This is a genomic window from Verrucosispora sp. FIM060022 (genome assembly GCF_003977705.1).
Taxonomy (GTDB): Bacteria; Actinomycetota; Actinomycetes; order Mycobacteriales; family Micromonosporaceae; genus Micromonospora; species Micromonospora gifhornensis.
This window is the reverse complement of sequence record NZ_RQIV01000003.1, coordinates 336,685-358,177: the sequence shown is the minus strand read 5'-3', so window position 1 is coordinate 358,177 and position 21,493 is coordinate 336,685. Positions and strand designations below refer to the sequence as shown.

The following is a 21,493-nucleotide window of genomic DNA, read 5'->3' as shown; positions in this document are numbered from 1 at the left end:
TCCTGACAAGGAGAAGGTGTCTTGCTGCTAGATCCCGCCCCCCGGTACCAGGGCCACAGGTCGTACTCGTACCTGGAGCCGCACTCGGACTACCGGGTGTTCACGCTGGCCAAGGAAGTCGGTCGGGTGCCGGAGCACGACCTCGGACTGACCGACGCCCAGCGTGCGCGGGTGACCCGGCTGCTCACCGAGCACACCGCCATCTCGCTGCACGAGCACCCGGTGATCCTGCCCGAGGACGTCCGTGAGCTGCGTGCCTACAACCGGACCGCGCGCCAGCGCACCGGCTACGAGGGCCTGGCCCGCTCCGGCCTGACCGCCGTCTTCGACAACTTCATGGCCGGCGCCTCCTGCGTGACAAGCGAGAACGGTTGGAAGTGGAACGACCTCATCTACGCCCTCGGGATGCGGATGAGTGACCTCTACAAGCAGGACCACGTCTTCCTGGCCACCTCGCTGGCCGACATCCACGCGGCCAAGCGGGACGGTCGGCTGGCGCTGGTCGCCGGCCTGGAGTGCAGCAGCCCGATCGAGAACGAACTGGACCGCATCGACATCCTGTACGGCTTCGGCGTACGCCAGCTCGGCATCGCCTACAGCCAGGCGAACATGCTCGGCGGTGGGCTGTCCGAGAAGCACGACGGCGGGCTGACCCACTTCGGGCGGCGCGCGGTGGACCGGATGAACAAGCTCGGTATCGCCATCGACATCTCGCACTCCGGCGACCAGACCTGTCTGGACGTCATCGAGGCCAGTCGGGTGCCGGTGTTCATCACCCACGCCGGTGCCCGTGCGGTGTGGGACACCTCCCGGATGAAGCCGGACGAGGTGATCCGGGCCTGCGCCGAGCGCGGTGGCGTGATCGGCATCGAGGCCGCCCCGCACACCACGCTCTCCGAGGCGCACAAGCACCACTCGATCGAGTCGGTGATGGACCACTTCACGTACTGCGTCGACCTGGTCGGCATCGACCACGTCACGTTCGGTCCGGACACGATGTTCGGTGACCACGTCGGGGTGCACAACACCTACGCCGGTAACTACGCCCACGATGCCGGCAACCGGCCGGAACACCCGCGGGTGGAGTACGTGTCCGGCGTGGAGAACCCGGGCGAGGCATTCGGCAACATCGTCGGCTGGCTGGTCAAGCACGACTACTCCGACGACGAGATCGCCAAGGTGATCGGCGGCAACACGATCAGGGTGCTTGAGCAGGTCTGGTGACCTTCCGGCCGATCGGCCAGTGGGGCACCGACGAACTAAACTCCCTAGGCCGTCGACGGCGGGAACGATGAGGTGAGGGCGGATGGCTCGGCGCGAAACCGCGCTACAAGCGGCGCACGGCCGACTCCGGGAGCTGATCGGCAGTGAGTTCCGCTCGGGCGACAAGCTGCCCAACGAGCGGGACCTGGCCGAGCGGCTGGAGGTCAGCCGGGCCACCGTACGCGAGGTGCTCGGTCAGCTCGCGGCCGAGGGAGTGGTGACCCGTACCTGGGGGATCGGCACCTTCGTGCACGACGGCGCCGAGCGGGTGCCGGTGTCGATCAGCGACGTCACCGCGCTGCGGGACCGGATCACCGCCTCCGGCCACCGGCCGACCCTTCAGGACGCCGCAGTCAGCCGGGCCACCTGCCCGCCTGACTGCGCGAAGGTCCTGGGGTTGGCACCGGAGGCGCCGGTGTGGCGGGTCGACCGTCTCTTCGCCGTGGACGGCGTCCCCGCCGCCTGGATCCGTGACCACCTGCCGCTGAGCTTCGACGGCCGTGACCTCGACCCGTCCGGGCTGGTCAGCATCGACCTGGACATGTTCGAGTTCCTGGCCAGCGCCACCGGCATGCCGGTGTGCCGGGCCGAGATCGAACTCGCCGCCGTCCTCGCCGACGAGGAGTCGACGGCCCGGCTCGGCGTGGCGCTCGGGCATCCGTTGATCACCGCAACCCAGATCGGGTACGGCAGCAACGGCGCCGCCCTCTTCCACGGGCATTTCACGGTACGCACCGACGTGCTGACCCTGAAGCTCAGCCGAGGCGGGGATCCCCAGCCCACCCGGTGAGCATGCTGCTCCGACAAACGGCCCGACGCCCGGAATACCGGTGATTGACCGGTACCCCGGGCGTCGGCTCGATGGGGCGCAGCGGCTGGTTCAGCGCGGCAGGCTCAGGGGGCGGCGCTGGCCGAGACGTCCGGGTCGGCCGACTCGTCCTCGGTCGTCCCGTCGTCGGCGGTCTCGTCGTCTGCGGCTTCGTCCTCGGCCGGCTCGTACGGCAGGGCGCTGCCCTTGACGTACTGCTCCCAGCTGACGTTCCAGTCCGTCCAGCCGTTGCCGAGCTGCAGCTTGCGCTCGGTGCCCTTCACCACGATCGGGTCGCCGACCTTCGTGTTGTTGAACAGCCAGGCACCGTTGGCCATCGAGACGTTCACGCAGCCGTGCGAGACGTTCGTGGTGCCCTGCTGCCCCTCCGACCAGGGCGCGGCGTGGATGAACTCGCCACCCCAGGTCAGCCGCTGGGCGTAGTCGATCTTCGTGCGGTACCCGTCCTCCGGGCCCAACTCGTCGTACGTGTCGAAGACCGTCTTGCGCAGCTTCTCCATCACCACCATGGTGCCGCTGGACGACGGGGTGCTCTTCTTGCCCAGGCTCACCGGGATCGTCTTGATCGTCTCGCCGTCGCGGGTGACCACCATCCGCTTGGTGCTGTTGTCCACGGTCATGACCAGCTTCGGGCCGATCTTGATGTCGACGGTCAGGTCCGCCCGGCCGTACCAGCCGTCGCCCAGCGGCAGCCCACCGGCCTGCACCCGGTACGACACCTTGCTCCCGGCCTTCCAGAACTCCTTGGGCCGGTAGCGGACCTCGGTGGGGCTGACCCAGTGCCAGATGCCCTCCTGGGCCGGCGACGAGGTCACCGTCATCCGCCGCTGCACCTCGGGCCGGTACTTCTCCGGAATGGCCCGACCGAACTTCACGATCAGGGGCATGGCCACCCCGACGGTCTGGTCGTCACCGAGGAAGCTGGTGATCCGGACCTGCTTGCTCGGCTGCTTCATCACGGTGAACGCGCTGGTGGCGGTCACCGGAAGGCCGTCGTCCCCGGTCGCGGTGACGGTGGCGGTGTACGACTCGCCGTACGACAACGCCTTCGCCGGCAGCCAACTCTTGCCGTCCTTGGCCAGGGTGCCCTTGACCTTCTTCCCGGCGGAGTCGGTCAACTCGACCGAGGTCTTCTCGGCCTCCTGAGCGGCGAAGGTGATGGCCGTGGCCGCCGGCACGTTCTTCGCGTCCGCAGCAGGCTCGCTGATGGTCACCGACGCCTTGGCGGCCGGCTGATCGGCACCGCCCTGCCAGCCCGGCGCATTGCCGTCGCCCTTACCGCCGCTGCCCGTGCAGGCGGAGGTCAGCGCCAACGCCACGGCGAGCATCCCCGCGGCGAGCACCCCCCGCCGCCGGTTGCGCTGGTCCCGAACTCGCATGGTGTCCTCACAGTCGTGGTCCGCTGCCCATCCACATCACAGACGCATCAGCTCACGTACCCGTTGCAGAGGGTGAACCGAAACACCTGAAATCGGATGTCCGGATAGTGACATATTCGGCCCGGTCACAAAGCCGGACCGGCACCACCGTCCGGCACCGGCAGCGCGCTGCCCTTGACGAACTCCGCCCAGCTCAGATCCCACGCCGTCCACCCGTTCCCGGCTGCCAACTTACGCTCGGTGCCGGTGATGGTGATCGGGTCGCCGATCTTCGTACGCTCGAAGAGCCACCTGGCGTTCGCCATGGAGACGTTCACGCAGCCGTGGGAGACATTCTGCCGCCCCTGCACGTGCTCCGACCAGGGCGCGGCGTGGATGTACTCGCCACCCCAGGTCAACCGCTGGGCGAACTGGATGTCGGTGACGTACCGGTTCTCCGGGTCGGGATCGTCCATCGTGTCGAAGACCGTCGCCTCCTTCTTCTCCATCACCACCAGGGTGCCACTGGAGGAGGGCGTCTTCGTCTTGCCGAGGCTCACCGGCAGCGTCTTGATCAGCTTGCCGTTCTCGTACACCCGCATCTGCTTGTCGGAGTTCGTCACCTTCATCTCGAAGGCGGAGCCGATCTTGGCGGTGGCGGTCCGGTCGACGTTTCCGTACCGGCCGTTGCTCAGCGGGATACCGGCCAGCGCGATGCGTACGGAGATCTTCGTGCCCGGCTTCCAGAACTCGGGTGCCCGGTAGTACGCCTGGGTGCCGTTGCCCACCCAGTGCCAGGCACCCGGCTGCGGCGGATCAGTCTGCACGAACATCCGCTTCTGCACCTTCGCCCGGTCCTTCTTGGCGATGCCCGGGTGGAACTCCGCCACCACCGGCATCGCCACCCCGTACGTCCGGTCGTCGAACAGGTACAACCCGGAATTGATCACCGAGGCAGGCTTGGTCATCGTGGTGAAGGTGCTGGTGCCCTCGCTGACCGAGCCGTCCGGCTGGGTGGCGGTGACCGTGGCGGTGTAGGTGGTGGACCACTTCAACGGCGCCGACGGCACCCACGAGGAGCCGTCCGTCCGCAACTTGCCCTTGACCTTCTTGCCGTTGTCGGTGGTCAACGTCACCTGCGTGACCTTGCCCCCGTCCGGCAACTTGGCCCCGATCTCCGCGCTGACCGGACGGTCCTTCGCACCGTCGGCCGGGCTCACCGTCAACGGCGGCCCAGTTGTCGCCTCCGGGGTGCCCGGAGCCGACGAACCGGTCGCCGCCGGCTGCGTACCCTCCACGAACTGGGCCCCACTCGAATCGCTGCTGCAACCCGACAACGCCAGCGACGCCACCAGGCCCAGAACGCCCAGTAACGTCCCGGTCCGCGCGAACCTGCCCATCCCCACCCCTGTCTCACGCACCTGGCGGACATCGTGCCGTACCAGAGCCATCCGGCATCAGCCCGTCCCAAGTCTTGTGCGTGCTTGGTGCCGAATGTCCGCACAAGGTTGGCCGAAGGGATGACCCGGGTATCGGATTGGAACCCGGATCGCGGACCGTGCTAATGTCCTCCCCGTTGCCAACGAGCGCCGCTAGCTCAACTGGCAGAGCAGCGGACTCTTAATCCGCGGGTTCGGGGTTCGAGTCCCTGGCGGCGCACCACCTCTGATCAGGCCGCATAGCCAACTGGCTATGCGGCCTTGATCATGAGTGGGGCCCGGATGGGACCCCACCAGCGCGGATCGTCGGGTGGAAGACCTCCGACCGCTGCGACACGACCTGATCCTCGCCGCCGTCGATAACGGCGCTGGTACAACAGCTGACGCTACGCCGTCCGGGGCTCGACATCGTGGGCGGCCCGCGCTGCGCGTGACAGTGGTGTTCATAGTCAGCCTCCTTTGTCCGGCGGAGCACCGAAATCGGCCCGCAGAGCGTGTGCTCTGCGGGCCGATCGCGTCGCCTTATCGGGAATAAGGCAGGGAAAGGCCCCCTGTCGAACAACGGGGACCCGGGGTAGGGGCCTCGTCTGTGAGTCGGAACGGATAGCCGGTGACCATGGCTCGCAGCTCCGCCCAGGGTGACATTTCAAACTTCATTGACACCATTGCATGAAATCTGGCGATTCCGCCGGAAGGGTTGTGAACCCGCAGCCTTCCCGCCTTCGCTGCCGAGGAACCTGCCCCGCCTGCTGCGGGTCGAGGCGGAGTTCGGTCAAAGTGGCGGTGTTGCGGGTGCGCCGACAGCGTTGAGGCATTGACATTGATCACGCTGTCCGGCAAACTTTCCGCAGTCGCCTCGGTGCAGGCGCTGGACCCCTTGTTGCAAGTTTGTTTCCGAGTAGCAAACGTAGACGGGTCCGCGTCCCCTCAATGATGGAGGGGATTGCGTAGATCCTCGTAACAGTTTTGGGACGTCGATGGTTCCGTCGCACTGCCGGGGTTCTCGCGTGCCTGCGGGCGGATTTATGCCGCTCGTACGTCGCGGTGCCGACTCGTCTTCGAAGGCCGGGTGTGGTAATCGTGCCCAATACGGTCGATCCCGGCCCAGATCTGAGTCGGCTTGTTCGTTTTCCCATGGATCGGAGACCTAGTGCGCATCGCCTTTCTCACCACCACTCAGCATGGTCACCTCAACCCGTACATTCCGGTGGTCAATGCGCTCCAAGCCACCGGCAATGAGGTTGTGCTGCTGTTGTTGTCAGCGGACGGTGGCGCGCTCGGCGAACAGCGTCGCCAGGCCCTGGGTCCGGCGGAGGTCCACATGGTCGGGCAGGTCCAGATGGCGCCGTGGAGCGACGATCCGGCAAAGATCGGTCCGATGCTCGAATCGTCACCGCTGGCGGACCAGGTGGCTGATGCGCTGCGGGCGACGGCGCCGGACTTCGCGCTGCTCGATTCGCTGCCGGTATTGGCGGCGGCGATGGCCGGGGCGCAGGCGTCCGGTGTGCCGTACGGGATGATCTGGGCAAACCTAGGCGGAGTATGCCCAAAGGAACGTCGGCGAGGTCGCTGGCTGTACGACGAACAGGTTGGCGACTATCTGACCAGACACGGGGTGTTGTGGTCGACCCGGACTCATTCGGCGCGTTCGCCGATTCTCAATCTGATGCCGACGATTCCCTCGCTCGTCGGGGATGAAGCGGTCACCGACGACGGTGTGCAACTGGTCGGGTTGCCGGGAGCGGCCGGAAAGCGCGGCGACGAGGTCGCCTTTCCCGGCCTGGAGGAGATCGACCCCGGTCGTCCGCTGGTGTTCGTCTCCTTCGGCACGATCTTCTTCCGGCGGCCCGACCTCCTCCGCACGGTGATCATGGGGGCGGTGAAGACCGGTGCACAGGTGATCGCCGCGGTGGGAGATCTCGCTGAGGAACTCGCGCTGCCCGCCGACGTGCTCACCGCCCCGTACGTGCCACAACGTGAGGTCCTTGCGCGCGCCGATGTGTTCATCACCCATGGCGGCTACAACTCGGTGGCGGAGTCGATCCGGGCGGCGACACCGATGCTGGTGATCCCGCTGGCGGTGGATCAGCCTATCCAGGCGTACTTCGTGGAAACCGCGGGCTTCGGGACGGCAATTGAGCCGGCCGACGTCACAGAACGGGCGGTCGCTGACGCGGTCACCGATCTGCTTGATCCCGGGCGGGACTACCGGGCGCGGCTGCGCGCGGCGCAGCCCGAGTGCGGCGATTCCGCCGCGCGCACGGCGGAATTGGTTCTCAGCATGGGCGAGAAGCTACCGCGAAAGGGGGAGCAGTGACGATAGAACTACAGCGGCCGGTGGGCGACCGGATCGTGTTCGATGATCTTGAGAATTTCTCATTCCGGGTCGACCACCGGGCCTACACCGACGAGGACGTGGCCGCACAGGAGATGACCAAGATCTTCGATCGCTGCTGGTTGTACGTCGGGCACGAGTCGGAGGTGCCCGCGCCGGGCTCCTACGTGTCACGAGACGTCGGAGGGCGCCCGGTGGTCATGGCGCGCGGCTCCGACGGGGTGATTCGAGTGTTCGCCAACAGCTGCCCGCACCGGGGGGCCCTGATCTGCTCGCAGCCAGCCGGGCAGGCCAGATCGTTCCGGTGCCCGTACCACGACTGGACATTCTCCAACCAGGGTGACCTGGTCGGAGTTCCGCTCCCGGACGGGTACGGTCCAGGCTTCCGCAAATCCGACTTCGGCCTGGCGCGGCACCGCAGCGACAGTTACCGGGGTTTCGTGTTCGCGACCTTCGATCCTGAGCAGCCACGCACCTTGACCGAGTATCTGGCGGGCGCGACGGAGTACCTCGATCTGATCGCCGACCAGTCCGAAGTGGGAATGGAGGTGATCCAAGGTGCGCAATTGCACGGGGCCCGGGCCAACTGGAAGCTCATGATGGAGAACAGCGTCGACATCTACCACTTCCGCGCCCTGCACAAGCGTTACGTCAGCTACATCGAGTCGCTCGGCACAATGGCACCGCGACGACGAGGCGGCTTCGCCCGCGCTCTCGGGCGGGGGCATGGCGCCAACGAGCTGGTACCGGCGGCAGCCCGACCGCTCGCCTACTGGACGCCGATGTTCCCCCCCGAGGTCAGGTCACGGATGGAGGCGACGGCCGCACGGTTCGTCGAACGGTTCGGCGCCGAACGCGCCCAACGGATCACCGGTGCCAATCGGGCGTTGATGATCTTCCCCAACCTGATGATCATCGACGCGATCGGGATCACCATCCGCAAGATCGACCCGGTCAGCGCCGGCCAGATGTCCATCACCTCGGTCGCGCTGGCCCCCAAGGACGAGGATCCGGACATCCGGGAACTGCGTAAGAGTCACTACCTAACCTTCCTCGGTCCCGCCGGTTTCGCCACCCCCGACGACATCGAGATCGTCGAGTCCTGTCAACGGGGCTACCTCAATCGCACGCTCCGCTTCTCGGACCTGTCACGCGGAATGGCCAAAGAGGTCCCCGAGACCACCGACGAGCTACCCGCCCGCGAGTTCTGGCGGCAGTGGGACCGGCTGATGCACGACGGCGACGACGACCACGAGGAAGCTCAAGACGTCACTCAGCGGGCCGAGAGGCAAGGGGCGCAACGGCGATGACCACCGACACGATAAACACCGATCCGGCGGTCGACGAGACGGCCCAGCTGCGGTTGTGGCACCGGGTGAGCCAGTTCCTCTTCCGTGAGGCGCGACTGCTCGACGAGTGGCGCCTGCGCGAGTGGTACGACGAGATGCTGACCGACGACATCCGCTACCTGGTGCCGGCCACCGACGTCCGGGGCGAGTCGGCCACCGCGCTCGGGCTGATCGACGACAACGCCGCCCGGCTGCGCCAGCGGATCGAGCAACTCCTCAACGGCGAGGTGTGGTGCGAGAATCCCCTGTCGCGAACGAATCGGATGATCACCAACGTGGAGATCCTGGCTGATCGGGGCACGCACATCGAGGTGGCGGCGAATGTCGTCGTGTACCGGTTCGGACACGGGCGCTCTGACTCATACGTCGGAAAATATCGGCTCGAACTCGCCGTCGAGGGCGAGTCGTTCCGGGTCCGGAGACGTCTCGTGGTGCTCGACCACGAGAGTCTTCGCGAACACGGAAAGCTCAGCATCATCCTCTGAGATCTGACCGAGACACGGCCCTCCGCACAGCTCCGGTGCAGGGGTGGGTCTGGTTCAGGCTGCCCCGCGCCGCTGCTCGCCGCCTTCGTGGCGTCGTAGGAATTCACCACTGTCCGGCAGGCCACCTGGCAACACGAAGGAGTGATCGATGAACCAGCCGCTTGCCCGACATGAGCGGGGTGAGGCCATGTTCAAGCGCGTCTTCGGCCGCGAACCCCGCCCAGGCTCCTACCCCGATTTCCTCCAGCTCACCATCGACCACTTGTTCGGTGAGATCTGGACCCGCCCGCACCTGAGCGTCGAGGAGCGCGAATTGATCGCGCTGACCGCGGTCACCCTGGCCCGGACCGACTGGGAGCTGCGTGGCCACATCGGCGCCGCCCTGCACCTGGGGATGTCACAAGAGAAGATCGTCGAAATCATCATCCAGCTCGCCTACTACGGGGGATGGCCGGTCGCCAACAACGGGCTGCGCATCGCCCAGGAGGTATTCGCCGAGCTCGCCACCGGCAAGGACGCCGACCATGACCAATGACCCTGCTGCCCTCGACCCCGCCGTCAAGGTCGATCTCTGGCGCCAGCGGTTCTTCGAGGCCCAGGCGGCGGCCGAAGAGTTCATTCTGGGCGTGCACGGCGATGAGGGCGTGTCCGCGTGGATCCAGGCGAACTCACGCATCACCGCGGACCTGCTGCAGTCGCAGCGACCCGCCGGAGAGTCGGCCACCGTGCACTTCATGAATCGGCTGCAGCGCCAACTGCTGCTTTACGACTCGGCGGTGACCAGCGAGCCCCAGCCTTCTGGCACCGTCCTGCGCAACGCGGAGTGCGGGATCCTGCGGTACCGCAAACAGGCCGCCGGTGCCGGCGTCAAACTGACTTACGCGTCACCATGCCCGTACTGTCAGGAACTCAACACGGCCATCGCCGCCCGCTACGTCGAATCGGACGTCACGGTGTCGTGCGAACAGGCAGGCGACGGATGCACCTGGCGCGCGGAGTCCCGTCACGCCTCAGAGGGCGATGCGGCCGGGCCGCCTGACCGCGGCGGAACCGTAGATTAACCAACAGTGGGGCGTCGGTCGTCGGCTGTCGGTTCGACATCGAACTTGCAAGAACGTGATGCGGGGCTTCCCACGTCGGGAACCCGGTTTCTGCTCTGGAACGGAGACCGTCCGTCGATGAAGGCATCAGTGGTTGTGCCGACATTCAACTCGTTCGTGTTGCTGGACAGATGCCTTCGCACGTTCCGTGCACAGAATCTGGCTGTCTCCGATTCTCTCGAAGTGCTCGTCGTCGATGATGGATCGACCGACCCGACAGCAGAGACCGTGCGGCGTCACGTGTTGGCGGACTCCCGGTTCCGCTACCTGCATCTGCCTCGGTCTGCAACGTCGTCCAGAAGCGCCGCAAGAAATCGCGGTGCAGAAGAAGCGACCGGCGACATCCTGATCTTCGTCGATGGTGATCAACTGGTTCCGCCCACTTTTGTCGAACGGCATCTTCGGCGCTACCAAGGCATTTCCGCGAAGAAGGCCGTCATCGGCTTCAGAAAATATCTGCGGACTCCGGAGGCGTTCGACGACCGCTTCATGGAGTACGGCGGCGAGGAATTCCTCGGCGGCGTGATCAAGAGCGACATCAGGCTGGACCTGCTGAGTCGCCTGAGCGATATCGGCGGTGATGTGAAGACATCGTGGCATCTATTTTTCACCTGCAACGTCTCTGTTCCGCGCGTCGACTTCACGCGCGTCGGTGGATTCAACGAGGAATTCCGGGGATGGGGCCTGGAGGATTCCGAGTTGGGGTACAGACTGGAGCGCTCCGGCACGCAGCTCGTCTTCGACGAAGATAGCTTCGCCTATCATCAAGGGCCGCCGCTGAGCCCCAACAAGACTGTCTACGAGGGCTGGCTGAAGAACCTGAGCCTATTCATCGCGCTACACGAGGGAGCTCCCGAGGTGATCCTGCAGGCCATGCTTGCGCCGATATTCAACCCTGCGGTCGGCGCCAACTGGGTCGCTCTCTACGAGCAGTTCGAAATGTGCGCAAGGTCCACCCCCACGGCCTCTCCTGGGTCACCTGCCGAGGTTGAGGAAAGCGGATTTTCCGTTCCTGCCGCGTAGGCAGAGTTGGGGGACGGCACGCCCATATCTCCCTACCTCATTCACGGCCGCACGGGAGGCGCCTGGTGGTGACGACGCACGAAAGGTCTGTGTGGGCGGAACTTGTTCGCGGCCACAGATCGCGCCTCGACGGGCGAATGAGAATCCTGCACCTGGTGCCCAACGCCGGCTGGTCGCTGGTTTCGTCCGCCGTGATGATCCAGATCGCCGCGGGGATCCTGCCGGTCGCGTTCATCCTCGCCACCTCAGCCGTGGTCGCCCGAGTGCCGGACGCGGTAGCCGGCGGGCTCGGGTCGGCGGCCTGGAGCGATCTTCGGACCAACTTGATCCTCGCGGCGGCCGCGTTCTTCGGAGTGCAGCTGCTGCTGCCGGTACAGGAACTGCTCGGCAACCTGATCCGCCGTCGCCTCGACGATCTCGTCCGTGACCGGTTGATGGCGGCCTCCCAAGCGAGCGGCGGCGTGGCCGTGATGGAGGATCCGGAGCTGCTCGATCACGTCGCCGACGCCAAGGACCGGCTGCGGACCGAGATGTGGTCGCCTGGTGCCGCGGGTGCCGGTCAGATCGCGCTGATCTCGCGGTACCTGCAGACCGTTCTCGCTGCCGGGGTCACGTCGGTTGCCTTCGTGTGGTGGGCGGGGCCGGCTCTGCTCCTCGCGGCCCTGACGATCCGCTTCGGCTACCGGCTCGGCCTGTCGGTGTTCACCGAGGTCTTTCGCAGCACCGCCCCGCTGCGGCGCCGCAGCGAATATCTCCGCACCATGCTGCTCCAGCCCGCTGCGGCGAAGGAGTTGCGGGTCTTCGGCCTTCTACCTTGGTTGAAGCAGGAGTACACGACGGCCGCCATGGACGCCGTGCTCCCGGTCTGGCGGGCCCGACGCAGGCTGTTCTACGGCCCCTACATACTCTATGTTCTTGTCGCCTTCGTGCTGCTGGGCGCGCTGCTGACGGGAGCGGCTCAGGCAACGGCGTCCGGACTGCTCGGCTTGGGCGGGTTGATACTCGTATTCCAGGCGTCCCTGGCCGCCATGAGGATCGGCGGTTTCATCGCCGAGTCCGATGTGGCGACCGAGCAGGGCCTCAATGCCTACCGGTCGGTGGAGCGGATCGAGAGGATGAGCGAAGCCGACGCCCGCACCACCGAGAACGGCAGGGGCGATCCGGCGGGACTGCCCAGGACGCTGTTGCGATTCGACAAGGTGTCCTTCGCCTACCCGGGCGGGCTACCGGTGCTGAACGACCTCGACCTCACCATCGAGGCGGGCCGGTCGCTGGCGATCGTCGGCCTTAACGGCGCAGGCAAGACGACCCTGGTGAAACTGCTGGCCCGGCTCTACGAACCGACGGCCGGGACGATCACCGCTGACGGCGTCGACATTCGGACCTTCCCGGCCACGGCGTGGCAGCGCCGGGTTGCCGCCATCTTCCAGGACTTCACCCACTTCGAGCTGCCGGTGCGCGACAACGTCGCTTTCGGCGCGATCGAGTTGCTCGCCGAGCCGGAGCGTGCCGACAAGGTGGTCCGGGCCGCCCTGGAAAAGGCCGGCGCGGCGGATTTCGTCAACCAGCTCCCCCGCGGCCTGGAGACTCCACTGTCACGGCGATACGCCGGCGGCGCCGAACTGTCCGGTGGGCAGTGGCAGCGCATCGCGATCGCCCGTGCTCTGGTCGCCGTCGAGGGTGGCGCGAGCATTCTCGTCCTCGACGAGCCGACCGCCAACCTGGACGTGCGGTCGGAGGTGGCGTTCTTCGAGCGGTTCCTCGACCTCACCCGAGGAGTCACCAGCGTGGTCATCTCGCACCGGTTCTCCACGGTGCGCCGTGCCGACCGGATCGTCGTGTTGGAACACGGTCGCGTCGTCGAGGAGGGCACCCACGAAGAGCTGCTCGCCCTCGACGGCCGCTATGCGGAGCTGTTTCGGCTGCAGGCCGCGCGGTTCACCGAGGAAGAGGTGGAAGGCTGTGCATAGAGTCCTGCGCAGTGTCCGCGCGACGTTGGCGTCGGCGTGGCGGCTCAGCCCGGGAAGGCTGATCACCGCCGCCCTGTTGATGATGCTCGGCGCGGTGAGTGGACCCCTGCTGGCGCTCTTTCTGGGTGTGGCGGTCGATGCGGCCCTCGACCGGCGGACCGATGTCGCGGTCTGGACGGCGACGGCCGCCGCCGTGAGTATCCTGCTCAGCTTGACGATGGAGCACTTCGCCCACATCTTCTTCTTCGAGCTCGGTGATCTGCACAAGCAGGACACCGAACGCCAACTCGGCGACCTGGCGCACGGGCCGGTCGGACTGGCGCTGCACGAACGGGGGGACGCCGCGGATCGCTTCGAGCTGCTCCGACAGCAGTCGTGGACGCTGGGTCAGAGCGTGCAGACCGTCCTGACGATCGGGGTGCTGGTCACCCAGTTCACCCTGACCGCCGTGCTCCTCGCCCGCATCGAGCCGTGGCTGCTCCTGTTGCCGATCTTCGGTGTCCCCCCGTTGATCGCCGGGCGGCTGGCCGAGAAGCGGCTGGAACGTGCCGAACTCGTGACCGCCGAGTCGACCCGCATGAGCTGGCACCTGTTCGATCTGGCCCTCAGCTCGATCGCCGCCAAGGAGATTCGGCTCTTCGGGCTCGGCGGAGAGCTCCGCCGCCGCCATGGGACGGTCCGCCGCGAGGTGGACAGCCGATTGCGCCGGGCTGAATGTGCTGGCGCGGCCCTGCGGTTCACCGGTCAGCTGATCTTCGCGCTCGGATACATCGGCTCCATCGTCCTGGTCGTCCGCGCCGCCATCAGCGGCGAGCGCACCGTCGGCGACGTTGTCCTCGCCATCACGCTGGCCGTGCAAACCAACGCGCAGGCCGCCGGAGCCGTCGCGCTCGCCCAGGCGCTGCAACGCAACGCCCGCGCCATCGGCTGGTTGAGCTGGATCCGCGACGCCACGCCGTCGGAACCCGGTCCGCCGGCTGACCAGGCGCCGCCCGCCGTCCTCGCCGACGGCATCGAGCTGCGTGACGTCGCGTTCCGCTACCCGGGCACCGATACCGACGTGCTGCAAGGCCTCAGCCTGCGCATCCCTTCCGGCACGATCGTCGCCATCGTCGGCGACAACGGCTCCGGCAAGTCCACCCTGGTCAAGTTGCTCTGCCAGTTCTACCGGCCCACCGCGGGTGAGATCACCATCGATGGCGCCGACCTGCGGCGGCTCGACCCGCTGGAATGGCGCCAGCGGATCTCCGCCAGCTTCCAGGACTACCTCCGGCTGGAACTGCGGGCCAGAAGCAGTATCGGCCTCGGTGACCTGCCGCGACTCGATGCACCGGGCACGGTGGAGCGGGCAATCCGGCGTGCAGATGCTGAGGAGGTGATCGACCGGCTGCCGATCGGCCTGGAGACCTACCTTGGCAAGTCCTACGACAACGGCGCTGAACTGTCGGGCGGGCAGTGGCAGCGCATCGCGTTGAGCCGGTCGATGATGCGCGACGATCCGCTGCTGCTGTTGCTCGACGAGCCCGCCGCCGCCTTGGACCCGCTGACCGAGCACGCCTTGTTCGACCGGTACTCCGACGCGGCGCGTGACGTGGGGATCCGTACCGGCGGCGTCACCGTCTTCGTGTCACACCGGTTCTCGACCGTCCGGATGGCGGACTTGATCTTGGTCGTGTCGGACGGGCGGATCGCAGAGTCCGGCAGCCACGAAGAGCTTCTGGCGCTCAACGGGATGTACGCCGAGTTCTTCAGCCTGCAGGCGGCCGCGTATCGCTGATCACCAGGGCAATGAGCAAGGCCTGACCTGGTGGTTACCACCGGTCGGGCCTTTTCGCGTACGCGGGTTGGAACTTCCTCGCGGCAGGGCGTCGGATCCGGGCCGAGTCGTTCGTAGAAGGGCGAGAGGTGAAGACGTCAGCCCGACCCGTGATGCTTCGTTGAGCCAGCGGGCCAGAGGTCACATCCTGTGGGTCCTACGTGCGCCGGAAGGTAGAGGTATGGCCCATCTGATCACTGTTGGAGGAGCGTCACATGACCGAAGTTCGCTACCGTGTCCGCCCGGCCGGGCCGCTCAACGGCACCGCCGTCGTCCAAGGCGCGAAGAACGCCGCCCTGCCCATGATCGGCGCCGCGCTGCTCGCCCGACGCGGTCAGACGGTGCTACGCAACGTCCCCGCGATCACCGACGTCTAGCGCGCGGTCGACCTCGCCCGGCTCCTCGGCGCCCACGTCGAGTACCACCCGAACGACCGACTGCTCGTCATCGACGCCACCGACATCACCAGCTCACGGCTGCGGGGGCGGATCGTGCTGCTCGCCGGCGCCCGGTCCCGGCCGGTGCTGCCGGCCGGGGCGCTCTACATGAACGACCGCAGCGTGATCGGCTTCGTCATCTCCCACGCCAGCACCGCCGAGCTGGCCGAGGCCGCCGACGCGGTCAACCGGATGCTCGCCGCCGGGCGGCTCGCTCCGCGCGCAGTGGTGCCGCTGCCGCTGTCCCAGGTCGCCGAGGCGCACCGCATGATCGAGCAGGGCGAGCTGCGCGGACGGCGCGCCGTGATCACTGCGTGAACGTCCCCGAGCGGATTACGCCTCCTGGCGGCGGGCCCGACCAGCGGCCTGCTATCGTTTCTCCCCGTTGCCAACGAGCGCCGCTAGCTCAACTGGCAGAGCAGCGGACTCTTAATCCGCGGGTTCGGGGTTCGAGTCCCTGGCGGCGCACCAGCAGTAACACTCAGGGCCGGTCGATGAGACCGGCCCTGACCCGTTTCGGTGCCCCCTCAAGCCGTGCGGATCCAGCCGGGAAGCGCATTCCCCATGGAGGCGTTGGCACCGTTCTGGTCACTCTTCGGCGTTCAGAGGAGGACGGTCCGACAGAGCCGCGCGGTATGCGCGTGCGGTCGTGGACGACGTGGCGGCCAACTCAGGACGGGCCGGCAACCAGACGGTACGAACGCCGAGTGTCTCGTTCATCGCTGCGAGCTGGTACTCATGGTGGAAGTCTGCGGCCGTACGTAAGCCGCGGACGATGACCGTCGCGCCGCGGCGCAGGCAGTAGGCGGTGGTCAGGCCGGTCCAGGTGTCCACCTCGACGTTGCCCCACGCTGACGGCATGGCCTCACGCACCTGTGCGGCCCTGGTCGTGGCCTCGGCGGTGGGCTGCTTGTCGGCGTTCACCGCCAGCAGCACGATGATCTGGTCGAACATCACCCGGGCGCGGGCCAGTAGATCGAGGTGTCCCGGGGTGAACGGATCGAACGTACCGGGATAGACGGCAAGCGAATCGTGCACCGGCACCACTCCACAATTCGACGTTGCTGTCACCGAGACTCCCACCACAACGATGATCAGCGCAGAACTGGGATGTTGTCGAGCTGATCCGGACGAAGGTGCTTTCTGAGGATGCCGGACGGGCGCTCCCGCTCAGGTGCGCATGCAACGACCTCGTCGGGAGTGATCGCGTAGTCCACGCTGAAGTCGTGATCAGCGTCAGGTAGTTCCTCGTCGAGGAGTTGGCTCTGGTGGATCGTGGTGGCAATGACGGTCTCCATGGTCACGAGCCCGGCCTCGGTCAGGAGCGCGATTTCCAAGTCGGAGTAGCCGGCTCCCTTGCCGACCCGTACGCCATTACGCCGGCTGATCGCGACGCTGCCGCACACGATCATCTCCACCGGTTGCATGTCCTCGGGGCCGACCGTGGGGGCGTGATCGGGCGCACCCTTGCTCGTGGCCGCAGTCTCGAAGGAGCTCTCCAAGACAGCCGGGTCGAGTAGGTAGAAGGGCTTCGGTGTGGCGAGTCGCGGGACTGCCATGTAAAGCAGCTTGCCCTCCTGAAGGGCGCGCACCCGGACCGGCAGTTGGGCCCGGTCGGGATTGCACTTGATGACACGTGCCTGCTTCCAAGCTTCCAGTTCTGCGAGCCGAGCTGCTGCATCTTCCTTGCCGACGAAGTCGGGGATGTGGCCGTGCACCCCGGGTGGTGCGGCACCCTCGCGTTCGAGGAGATCCCAGACACGTCGCCGGACAGACTGCTTGGCATCGTCGGTGCTTGTCACGCTGATGCTCCTACGGGGTCATGAGGGTGAGGAGTCGGTCGTTGACATCTTGAACCGACGGTTGATCGCCCCAGGGACGCAGCTGGCGGGCGGCCGCGAAGGCCAGGGTGAGGCCACCGCCGGCGCGGGTCCGCTCGATGACATCGATGCTCAGATGCAGGTGGGAGACGGCGGTGTCGATGTCGCGGTGGCGGATGTTGGCGAGGGCGAGATTGCCGAGGATGACGGCGGCCGACTTGCGGCGTGCGGCGACGAGTTGATGAGCCTCCTCCAACGCTCTGATCGCCTCGGTCGGCTTGTTCAACGACAACCAGCAGGAGCCCGCGAGTCGCGCGTGATGGCTGGGACAGTAGAGCGCTGAGGCCGGATCCTGCGGACTCACCGCAGCGAAGTGATCCTCGGCGGCTCCAAGGGCCTCAGCGCATTCTCGAACCTGGCCGAGCATCGCGTGTGCCTCGGCGCGGTGTAGTTGGGCGAGGCCAGCGAGCACGCGGCTGTCGGGGCGGCTCACCGCAGCGGCCTGCGCGGTCAGGGCGACGGCGGCAGTTGGCTGCCTGGTGCCGTAGAGCGCGAGGTAACTCTTGCGAAGTATGGCGTTGGCCTCGGCAGCGGTGTCGCGGGCTTCTCGCGCGGCCTTGATCGCCTGGTCGAAGTAGGCGGCGCTGGCGGCGTGGTCGTGTCGCTGGGTGGCGTCCCACACCAGTTGGCCCATCAGTGTGGCCGCTTCGGCGATCGCTGAAGCCAGCTCGCGCTGAACTGAGCCGGCCCCAGCGTACTGGCGCAGGAAGACCGCCTGGCCGTGCAACTGTGCCGCTTCGGCGAGCAAGAGGGTTGAAGGAGTTTGGTCGTAGCGCTCGTCAAGCTGTCGTACGCGCTCCCGCAGGTGTGCAACGGCGACCAGGTCGACGCGACCAGGCTGCCGCAGCGCGTGGTCGAGGCGTCCGTCGAGCGTGGCGGACGGCCGACGGGTGTCGGCCAACAGGTCGGACAGTTCCTCTACGGACACGTTGAGTGCCGTGGCGAGGTGTGGACGGTGCCAGGGCTGCGGATCGGTTTCTGCCCGCTCCCACCGCACAACAGTGGAACGATCAACTCCGAGGACCTCGGCGAGACGTTCCTGGCTGAGGCCGATCACCTTGCGTCGCTGCGCCAGTCGATACCGCCGCGAGCCCGGTACGCGCCGCCCATTTCCGCCATCGCCCATCACAGATCCATTTATCCAGCTCACGGCATTCATGGCAATGGGAATGCATCGGTTCTGCGCCATTGCTGCACTGGGATCTGCCGGCGAACAGCGATTGGCTGGAAGACGGGCGATCAAGCGCGACCTACTCAGCCGGGGGAGCGCGCGGTGACCTGTCCGAAGCGAGATCGACGTGAGGACTGGTTGGAAGGGCAGGTCTGGAGCGTCGGCTGCTACGACCTGGCCCTTCCGCTCACGTACGGATGACTCCCCATCTGCGTACCGCCATCGGGGCTGCGTGGGTGGGTGATCGGCGGCATACCCCAAGCCGCCGTGCGGCGGCGGTGGGCTCGCCATTCCCCCGGCGAGCCCACCGCCGACCGTCTGCAAAGGATCTGCCAGCATGACGATGTACGTCCCACGCAACGCGCTTGTCGGTGGTCGGCGGTGACCGGTCACTCCCACCGCCGGTCGGCGCAGCGCGACCTTACAATTGAGGTCGGGCATCTGCCGATGCGCCCGCTGTGGCTCTGTCGCCGATGTGGGCAGCCGTGGCCGTGCGGGGCGGCAAAGTTGGCTCTCGTGACCCAGTACCGGGAGATGCCGGTGAGCCTCTTCCTCTATCTGGCCAGTCGTCTGCACGACGCCATTGATGACCTGCACCTGCTCAACCCGAGCGTGACAGGTAGCGGGCCGGAGTTGTTCGGCCGATTCCTTGGCTGGCCCGCCCGCAGCTACCCAGCAGCTACTTCAGCACCGAGGGTCGACCAATCCCCGTGGCCGTCTAGCCCATGAAAGTCCTGACCGCGCTTCGTATGGCCTCAGCGTGGAGATAGATGTCATCGATAGAGTCGATCAAGTGGCGAGTCTCTGTCTTGTTGGCGTCGAACGTTCCAATGTACTTCCGCGATTTTCCGTTGAAGTGCAGCCGCGCGATGGGTTTGCGGTTGTTGTCGTCGAGAATGACTGCGAAGTAGGACTTGGCGTCGCGACCAACAATACGTTGAGGTTTGACCTCGCTGCACGCGATCGCCTTGACAATCTGATAGCCCGTGAGTTCTTCGAGCGTGGTCTCCACCTCCGTACCGCGTTCGACGTCGCTGAGGGCGACCTCCTCACTTTCGAGCACTTCGGAGGGAGCTTCGACGGCCTGCTTGGGAAGATTTGTGTAGAGAGCGCCCTTCAGGCGATCGTTGACTTGGTCTCTGATGAACTGCGAGGCGGCTTTGGCCACAAGGAGTCTGAACTGTTCGCGCCTCTTCTGGGTAAGCGAACCTTCGTACACCTTCGTCGCGAAGAACCTGACCCACTCGTCCTCGGGCTCCTTGAACTGCGCCGCCATCCAGCGCTTGATCTGGCCGAGGTACTTCAGCTCTTCGGCTGCACTGATGATTGATTCGAGATCGAAGACGTCCTTCGAGAGCTTGCGAAGCTCGGGCAGGAGGGTCTCATCGATATCCTCCAGGTCGAGCACGAGGAAGGGCTTGGTGTCCATCTTGTTGGGGGCGTCGAGATCGGTGTAGAAGTGGTACACCTGCCCATTGGTGAGGACCGCGATCCGTGCATTCGTGACGGAGAAGTATCGATAGAGCTGGGACGCGTGTTCGATCTTGAGGGCGTCGCCCGGCTGCTTGCATTCGATCAGAATCTGCACCTCGCCGCCACGCATGATCGCGTAGTCTACTTTTTCTCCTCTCTTGGTCCCGACGTCGGCGGTGAACTCCGGTATAACCTCCAGCGGATCGAAGACGTCGTAGCCCAGGATCATTGAGATGAACGGCATGACGAAGGCATTCTTGGCGGCCTCCTCCGTCTGAATCGCGTCCCGCTGATTCCTGACTTTTGTGGCAAGCGCGGCGACCCGTTCATTGAAATCCATGGAGCGACTCCTACTTCTTGCGCTGGGTGGAAAATGCGCCGTGATCAGTTGGCAGGCTGCTTCTGGCGACTGTTCGAGATCCAAGGCGATGATCGGATGCTACCGATGGATCGTCAAACGCGAAGCCGCAAAGGAGGCCAACTAGGGCCTCCTTTCGTCCGCCCGATGCGACGGAAAGGGCAGTTTGCACTGTCTTGTTGGTGAGTAGGATGCGCTGTCGGCTGACGGCGCAGGTGCTCGCCGCGAAGGTCCGAGCAGTCCGGCGAGGAGTCCAGGGCCTCGTTCCAGGCCGGGCTGAGAGGTGATCTTGTTGATCGATTTGCGAGAAGCTGATCACGGCCTCGGTGGTGCTGACGAGCGGCGGCCGTGGGGGCCAAATCGCGTCGGGACGCATGGTGATGGACGGGCCGAGGTCGTCGACTGACTGCAGGGCGCAGGGCTTGGGTAGGAGTGAGAAGAACTGCGTTGGTGCGCCCCGTCCTTCGCCTGTTCAGGTGTCGGCGGAGTCGTTGCCAGTCGCGGTCGGGGCGGCGTCGTTCTCGCCCGTCGTTTCCGAGTTGTCGGTGGCCTGTTCCATCGCGTACGCGCACAGTTCCTCGAAGGAGACGTTGTTCTCCAGCGCGATCGTGAACAGCGTCGCGAACGCGTCCATCACCTCTGTCGGTACCGATCCGCCGCGTACGCGTTGCAGCCAGGCGGATTGTTGTTCCATCGGGTGGGTGCCGACTGCCGGCTCGCCGACGTAGAGGGGAAATGACGCGCGTGCCGTCCCGAACTGGCAGTCGATCATGAAGGATCTCACCGGGCTGACCCTCCGTCCGCTCGGACGTCGACCTCGCCGATGGTGCCGGTGTTCGCGATGTTGATGCCGCCGGTGTTGTGCTGCTCGATCGTGCCGGTCTGCGGGAGTGGCGCATCGGACTCATCGGTGCGCAAAGGCGCATCCGGTTCGGCGGGAGGTGCTGGTTTCGGGTCGACGGGTGTCTGCTGTCGGGTACGCGTCACGGCGATCGCGGCGCTGACCACGGTGATCACGAACGCTCCCAGGCCGGCCCACCAGCTTGCGCGTTCGAGCCCCTCGTCGACCAGGAAGATCACGCCGATGGCCAGCAGAACAGCACCCGCCAGCACATAGACCGTGACCCAACCGGCGGCTCGTCGACTACCCCACATGTCTCCATCGTGGCCTGTCACTTCACCGGTTCGGTAAGCCGTTCGGCCAGTA

General features: G+C 66.1%; 21 protein-coding genes and 2 tRNA genes. 15 read left to right on the top strand and 8 right to left on the bottom strand.

The window, feature by feature from the left end; translation table 11 throughout:
- Positions 1-21: 21 nt before the first annotated feature.
- Positions 22-1,224 (top strand): dipeptidase, encoded by a 1,203-nt coding sequence (locus EG812_RS12145; RefSeq protein WP_013731910.1) that lies wholly within the window; start codon positions 22-24, stop codon positions 1,222-1,224.
- An 82-nt stretch (positions 1,225-1,306) separates the two neighbouring features.
- Positions 1,307-2,053 carry a GntR family transcriptional regulator gene (locus EG812_RS12140; protein ID WP_013731911.1) on the top strand — a complete coding sequence of 249 codons (747 nt, stop codon included), beginning with the start codon at positions 1,307-1,309 and terminating at the stop codon, positions 2,051-2,053.
- Positions 2,054-2,157: 104 nt separating this feature from the next.
- On the opposite strand, the gene EG812_RS12135 is transcribed toward EG812_RS12140, so the two are convergent.
- Together EG812_RS12135 and EG812_RS12130 are read right to left on the bottom strand one after the other, a co-directional pair.
- The gene (locus EG812_RS12135; RefSeq protein ID WP_126711589.1) at positions 2,158-3,471 is read right to left on the bottom strand and encodes a L,D-transpeptidase; all 1,314 of its coding nucleotides are present in this window, start codon (positions 3,469-3,471) and stop codon (positions 2,158-2,160) included.
- A gap of 125 nt (positions 3,472-3,596) precedes the next feature.
- The gene (locus EG812_RS12130) at positions 3,597-4,850 is read right to left on the bottom strand and encodes a L,D-transpeptidase (RefSeq protein ID WP_043719807.1); all 1,254 of its coding nucleotides are present in this window, start codon (positions 4,848-4,850) and stop codon (positions 3,597-3,599) included.
- Between the two features lie 186 nt (positions 4,851-5,036).
- Between EG812_RS12130 and EG812_RS12125 the strand changes: the two genes are divergently transcribed.
- The 12 genes from EG812_RS12125 (at position 5,037) to EG812_RS12075 (ending at position 15,875) form a co-directional block, all read left to right on the top strand.
- A tRNA-Lys gene (locus EG812_RS12125) sits at positions 5,037-5,112 on the top strand.
- A 927-nt stretch (positions 5,113-6,039) separates the two neighbouring features.
- On the top strand, positions 6,040-7,206 hold the full coding sequence (locus tag EG812_RS12120) for a nucleotide disphospho-sugar-binding domain-containing protein (protein WP_126711588.1): 1,167 nt from the start codon (positions 6,040-6,042) through the stop codon (positions 7,204-7,206).
- Positions 7,203-8,534: an aromatic ring-hydroxylating oxygenase subunit alpha gene (locus EG812_RS12115; protein ID WP_233579459.1), complete on the top strand. Its 1,332-nt coding sequence runs from the start codon at positions 7,203-7,205 to the stop codon at positions 8,532-8,534. Before EG812_RS12120 ends, EG812_RS12115 begins: the two co-directional genes overlap by 4 nt.
- Complete coding sequence (locus EG812_RS12110; RefSeq protein WP_013731916.1) at positions 8,531-9,058, top strand: aromatic-ring-hydroxylating dioxygenase subunit beta; 528 nt, start codon at positions 8,531-8,533, stop codon at positions 9,056-9,058. The genes EG812_RS12115 and EG812_RS12110 overlap by 4 nt, the downstream gene beginning before the upstream one ends.
- A 148-nt stretch (positions 9,059-9,206) precedes the next feature.
- A complete protein-coding gene (locus tag EG812_RS12105) occupies positions 9,207-9,593 on the top strand; it encodes a carboxymuconolactone decarboxylase family protein (protein WP_126711586.1) in 387 nt (128 codons plus the stop codon).
- Positions 9,583-10,119, top strand: a complete 537-nt coding sequence (locus EG812_RS12100; protein ID WP_013731918.1) for a hypothetical protein — start codon at positions 9,583-9,585, stop codon at positions 10,117-10,119. Before EG812_RS12105 ends, EG812_RS12100 begins: the two co-directional genes overlap by 11 nt.
- Before the next feature lie 117 nt (positions 10,120-10,236).
- Positions 10,237-11,181, top strand: coding sequence for a glycosyltransferase family 2 protein (locus EG812_RS12095; RefSeq protein ID WP_126711585.1), 945 nt, complete (start codon positions 10,237-10,239; stop codon positions 11,179-11,181).
- A gap of 137 nt (positions 11,182-11,318) precedes the next feature.
- Positions 11,319-13,151, top strand: a complete 1,833-nt coding sequence (locus EG812_RS12090; RefSeq protein WP_126711584.1) for an ABC transporter ATP-binding protein — start codon at positions 11,319-11,321, stop codon at positions 13,149-13,151.
- Positions 13,144-14,928, top strand: a complete 1,785-nt coding sequence (locus tag EG812_RS12085) for an ABC transporter ATP-binding protein (RefSeq protein ID WP_126711583.1) — start codon at positions 13,144-13,146, stop codon at positions 14,926-14,928. The genes EG812_RS12090 and EG812_RS12085 overlap by 8 nt, the downstream gene beginning before the upstream one ends.
- A 254-nt stretch (positions 14,929-15,182) precedes the next feature.
- The gene (locus EG812_RS29280; protein ID WP_199743853.1) at positions 15,183-15,344 is read left to right on the top strand and encodes a hypothetical protein; all 162 of its coding nucleotides are present in this window, start codon (positions 15,183-15,185) and stop codon (positions 15,342-15,344) included.
- Between the two features lie 114 nt (positions 15,345-15,458).
- The gene (locus EG812_RS12080; RefSeq protein WP_199743852.1) at positions 15,459-15,722 is read left to right on the top strand and encodes an MDR/zinc-dependent alcohol dehydrogenase-like family protein; all 264 of its coding nucleotides are present in this window, start codon (positions 15,459-15,461) and stop codon (positions 15,720-15,722) included.
- A 77-nt stretch (positions 15,723-15,799) separates the two neighbouring features.
- Positions 15,800-15,875 (top strand) — tRNA-Lys (locus tag EG812_RS12075).
- Positions 15,876-15,992: 117 nt separating this feature from the next.
- Here the strand turns inward: EG812_RS12075 and coaD are convergent.
- The 3 genes from coaD to EG812_RS12060 are packed head-to-tail and all read right to left on the bottom strand — an operon-like array spanning position 15,993 to position 18,473.
- A complete protein-coding gene (gene coaD / locus EG812_RS12070; protein ID WP_233579458.1) occupies positions 15,993-16,442 on the bottom strand; it encodes a pantetheine-phosphate adenylyltransferase in 450 nt (149 codons plus the stop codon).
- A gap of 56 nt (positions 16,443-16,498) precedes the next feature.
- Positions 16,499-17,206 carry a 5-formyltetrahydrofolate cyclo-ligase gene (locus EG812_RS12065; protein ID WP_126711581.1) on the bottom strand — a complete coding sequence of 236 codons (708 nt, stop codon included), beginning with the start codon at positions 17,204-17,206 and terminating at the stop codon, positions 16,499-16,501.
- A gap of 10 nt (positions 17,207-17,216) precedes the next feature.
- Entirely contained in the window at positions 17,217-18,473 is a 1,257-nt protein-coding gene (locus EG812_RS12060; RefSeq protein WP_233579457.1) for a helix-turn-helix transcriptional regulator, read from the bottom strand.
- Positions 18,474-18,902: 429 nt separating this feature from the next.
- On the opposite strand from EG812_RS12060, the gene EG812_RS12055 reads away from it, so the two are divergent.
- On the top strand, positions 18,903-19,184 hold the full coding sequence (locus EG812_RS12055) for a hypothetical protein (protein WP_233579472.1): 282 nt from the start codon (positions 18,903-18,905) through the stop codon (positions 19,182-19,184).
- Here the strand turns inward: EG812_RS12055 and EG812_RS12050 are convergent.
- From EG812_RS12050 to EG812_RS12040, 3 genes are all read right to left on the bottom strand, one after another.
- Positions 19,174-20,268 carry a type I restriction endonuclease gene (locus tag EG812_RS12050; protein ID WP_126711579.1) on the bottom strand — a complete coding sequence of 365 codons (1,095 nt, stop codon included), beginning with the start codon at positions 20,266-20,268 and terminating at the stop codon, positions 19,174-19,176. The genes EG812_RS12055 and EG812_RS12050 overlap by 11 nt on opposite strands.
- Before the next feature lie 490 nt (positions 20,269-20,758).
- Complete coding sequence (locus EG812_RS12045; RefSeq protein ID WP_126711578.1) at positions 20,759-21,070, bottom strand: DUF2610 domain-containing protein; 312 nt, start codon at positions 21,068-21,070, stop codon at positions 20,759-20,761.
- Positions 21,067-21,441: a hypothetical protein gene (locus EG812_RS12040; protein WP_126711577.1), complete on the bottom strand. Its 375-nt coding sequence runs from the start codon at positions 21,439-21,441 to the stop codon at positions 21,067-21,069. Before EG812_RS12040 ends, EG812_RS12045 begins: the two co-directional genes overlap by 4 nt.
- Between the last annotated feature and the right edge of the window lie 52 nt (positions 21,442-21,493).

Coding starts and splice junctions, on each gene's coding strand:
- EG812_RS12140 (WP_013731911.1), top strand. CDS start 1,307: ATGGCTCGGCGCGAAACCGCGCTACAAGCGGCGCACGGCCGACTCCGG.
- EG812_RS12135 (WP_126711589.1), bottom strand. CDS start 3,471: ATGCGAGTTCGGGACCAGCGCAACCGGCGGCGGGGGGTGCTCGCCGCG.
- EG812_RS12130 (WP_043719807.1), bottom strand. CDS start 4,850: ATGGGCAGGTTCGCGCGGACCGGGACGTTACTGGGCGTTCTGGGCCTG.
- EG812_RS12110 (WP_013731916.1), top strand. CDS start 8,531: ATGACCACCGACACGATAAACACCGATCCGGCGGTCGACGAGACGGCC.
- EG812_RS12105 (WP_126711586.1), top strand. CDS start 9,207: ATGAACCAGCCGCTTGCCCGACATGAGCGGGGTGAGGCCATGTTCAAG.
- EG812_RS12100 (WP_013731918.1), top strand. CDS start 9,583: ATGACCAATGACCCTGCTGCCCTCGACCCCGCCGTCAAGGTCGATCTC.
- EG812_RS12095 (WP_126711585.1), top strand. CDS start 10,237: ATGAAGGCATCAGTGGTTGTGCCGACATTCAACTCGTTCGTGTTGCTG.
- EG812_RS12090 (WP_126711584.1), top strand. CDS start 11,319: ATGAGAATCCTGCACCTGGTGCCCAACGCCGGCTGGTCGCTGGTTTCG.
- EG812_RS29280 (WP_199743853.1), top strand. CDS start 15,183: ATGACCGAAGTTCGCTACCGTGTCCGCCCGGCCGGGCCGCTCAACGGC.
- EG812_RS12060 (WP_233579457.1), bottom strand. CDS start 18,473: ATGGCGCAGAACCGATGCATTCCCATTGCCATGAATGCCGTGAGCTGG.
- EG812_RS12055 (WP_233579472.1), top strand. CDS start 18,903: ATGCGCCCGCTGTGGCTCTGTCGCCGATGTGGGCAGCCGTGGCCGTGC.
- EG812_RS12050 (WP_126711579.1), bottom strand. CDS start 20,268: ATGGATTTCAATGAACGGGTCGCCGCGCTTGCCACAAAAGTCAGGAAT.
- EG812_RS12040 (WP_126711577.1), bottom strand. CDS start 21,441: ATGTGGGGTAGTCGACGAGCCGCCGGTTGGGTCACGGTCTATGTGCTG.